A 3,115-nucleotide genomic window follows, 5' to 3' on the forward strand; every position below is an offset into this window, starting at 1 on the left:
ACGCTCGCGGAGAAGCATCGCCGTCATCAGTTCCGGTCTTCGACGAGTTGCTCCTCGGCCGCCCCGCGTAGCTCTTCGGCCTCATCAGCGAGTTCCTCGGCACGTTCGTCCTCGCCGAGTTCCTCTAAAGCGCGGGCCTTCTCCTCTAACACGTCCGCGTTGCGGTAGCCGAGCCGGACCGCGTTGTCGAAACAGGAGACCGCGTCTTCGGCGAGTCCGCGTTCGAGCAGAAAGAACCCACGGTTGTACCATCCCTGCGGGAAACGGGGGTCGAGTTCGACCGCCCGCTCAGCGTGCTCGAGGGCCTGTTCGCTCTGGCCGTCGTTCCACAGCGCGTACGCGAGGTTCGTCTCGGCGCTCGCGGCGTGCTCGGAGTCCCTGTCGATCCGTAGCGCCTCCCGGTAGGCATCGATAGCGGCTCGGAACTCCTCTATCTCCGCGTGGGCGGCCCCCTTGTTAGTCCAAGCCTCCTGCTTGATGCCGTCGTCATCGGCGAACTGTGCGGCCCGTTCTAACGCATCCGTCGCCTGCTCGAAGCGCTTGATCCGCATGTACTCGATGCCGACCTCGAGCAGTTCCTCGGCTTCGATCGCGTCAGTCGGGACCTGGCGGCGATCGAGCGTGTCGGCGACGACGCGGGAGTCGACCGGATCGACCATCCCCGGATCGACGTCGAGTTCGGGCGGGTCGAGGTCGAACCCCTCGTACGGGTCGTCGAAGCCTTGGCCCTCGGAGAACTCGTGGTCCGATGGCTCTTCGTCACTCATGTCAAGCGGTTGGCCACGAACACGCCTAAGAGTTGCGCTCCGGGGCGACAGTCAGAGGTATCGGGGGCTAACGGTGGGGTGTTCGACCCAGTATTGATTTCCGTCCCGCCCCGAGAGGGGGTATGACGGAGCTGACGAACCCCGGGCCGGGGTTCAGATCGCTCGGGACCGAGTACGACGACTACCGCCCGGAGGTCGAGGGGTCGATTCCGGGGTGGCTCTCGGGGACGCTCCTCCGGAACGGTCCCGGGCGCTTCGAGGCCGGCGACAGCCGGGTCAACCACTGGTTCGACGGGCTGGCGATGCTACGCCGGTACGCATTCGAGGGCGGCGAGGTACGCTACTCGAATCGCTTCCTGCGCACCGACGCCTACGCCGACGCGGCCGAGGGACGGCTCACCGGACAGTTCGGTACCGACACGCGGGGGTGGCGACGGCTTTTCGACACCGTCACCTCGTTCGGACTCCCGGAGCCGACCGACAACGCGAACGTCCACGTCGCCCGGATCGACGGAGAGTACGTCGCGTTGACCGAAGCCCCGCGACGGATCGTCTTCGACCCGGAGACGCTGGAAACGCACGGCGAGTTCACCTTCGGGGACGATCTGACCGAACACATCACCGCCGCCCACCTCGTCGACGACCCGCACCGCGAAGAGGTGGTTGGCTTTGCCACCCAGTTCGGGGTGCCGCCGCAGTATCACGTCTACCGAGTGCCGGACGGAAGCCGCCGCCGAGAGCGGATCGCGTCCATCGAGGCCGACGGCCCCGCCTACATCCACGACTGCAGTGTCACCGCACAGCACGTCCTTCTCGTCGAGTCGCCGCTGCAGTTGTCGGTACTCCGGGCACTCAACCCGTTCGCGGACGGCGCGATCGGCATGCTTAATTGGGATCCCGACCGGCGGACCCGGGTACTCGTCGTGGATCGGGACAGCGGCGACCTCCTCGCCGATCCAACGCTTGAGGCCGCGTTCACGTTTCATCATATCAACGCCTACGTCGGAGACGACCGCGAGATCGTCCTCGACCTCGTGGAGTTCCCAAACGCCGACATCGTCGGCTCCCTCTCGATGGCGGAACTCGACGGCGTCGGCTTCCCGGACGTGCCTGATGGCCGCCTCATGCGGTACCGGATCGATACGGACGCGAACACCGTCGAACGGTCGCGGCGCTACGATGGCGGGATCGAACTCCCTCGCGTCGTACGCTCACGTGTCGGGCGGCAGCACCGCTACGCGTACGGACAAGCAACAGACCGAGAGGGGGCAAACGGCCTGGTAAAGGTTGACTGCGAGTCGGGGACCGCTCGCGAGTGGTGGGAACGGTCGGTGTACGTCGAGGAGCCGATTCCCGTCCGCCGACCAGGGGGCGACGCCGAAGACGACGGTGTGGTGGTGGCGACGGCGCTGGACATCGAGCGCGAGCGGACGGCGCTTTTGTTCTTCGACGCGGCGACGCTGGATCTTGAGGCGCGGGCGTGGCTTCCACACGCCGAACCGTTCGGGTTCCACGGGCGGTACTTCCGGGGCGTGTAGGGTTCACTTGTCGAATCATTATATACAATTTTTACTCATAGGTGTGCTGGATTGTATATGTTTGAGTCCAAAAACCTATTATACGTTACTACAATAAGCGTATATGAGCCTGGACGCCCATTGTATGTTTGACGAGAGACGGGACAGCGTGACACGACGGCCAGCGTCACTCGGAGGCCGATCATGACCAAGCGACACGTCGATGTGCCGGCGCCGGTCCGGGCGTCGATCGACGAGACCATCGAGTACGTCGACGAGCGGCTCTCGGAACCCAATACAGCCGACGCGGTCGGAGAGCTGCTCGCCGATCTCTTTGGGGACCGCGAGGCCTACGACCGCTACCGCGAGGGCGAATCGCTGCCCCCAATGACACGGATGCGGGTCCGGAGTTACGATCCCCGAAACGCGCTCATCGAGACCGAACACTGGGCCGAACAGGAACTCTCGTCGCTTCGGGAGGCCAAGTGCATTCGGTATCTGTGGAACGGGTTCGACCTCTCGCCGCTGTCGAACGACCTCGCCTTCGCGCTCCCGTTCCGCCAGACTCTTGCGAACCACCTTTTTGCCGAGGCGGGCGACGACCTCCGACTGTTCGGCGGGATCAAGATCCAGTGCGGTCACAACATCGAGATGGGTGACGACGTCGTCGTCCACAACGGCGTCCTCCTCGACGACCGGGGGCAGTTGTCGATCGGCGACCGCGTCTCGATCGCCGACCGAAGTCACGTCCACACCCACGCCCACGATACGGTTGACCAGACGGACGTGACGACCTACGAGACAATCCTCAAGGACGATGTCCGACTCGGC

The 3,115-nt window shown here is 64.7% G+C and carries 3 protein-coding genes; 2 read left to right on the forward strand and 1 reads right to left on the reverse strand.

Translation table 11 applies throughout. The annotated features are described in order from the left end of the window. Positions 1 to 26: 26 nt before the first annotated feature. Positions 27 to 767, reverse strand: a complete 741-nt coding sequence (locus ACI944_RS13650) for a tetratricopeptide repeat protein (protein WP_411719574.1) — start codon at positions 765 to 767, stop codon at positions 27 to 29. A gap of 122 nt (positions 768 to 889) precedes the next feature. On the opposite strand from ACI944_RS13650, the gene ACI944_RS13655 reads away from it, so the two are divergent. Together ACI944_RS13655 and ACI944_RS13660 are read left to right on the forward strand one after the other, a co-directional pair. Continuing rightward, positions 890 to 2,305 (forward strand): carotenoid oxygenase family protein, encoded by a 1,416-nt coding sequence (locus ACI944_RS13655; protein WP_411719575.1) that lies wholly within the window; start codon positions 890 to 892, stop codon positions 2,303 to 2,305. Positions 2,306 to 2,488: 183 nt separating this feature from the next. Then, positions 2,489 to 3,115: acyltransferase (locus tag ACI944_RS13660; protein WP_411719576.1), on the forward strand; the 627-nt coding region annotated here is incomplete at its 3' end.

Source organism: Natronomonas sp., from assembly GCF_046710025.1.
Taxonomy (GTDB): Archaea; Halobacteriota; Halobacteria; order Halobacteriales; family Haloarculaceae; genus Natronomonas.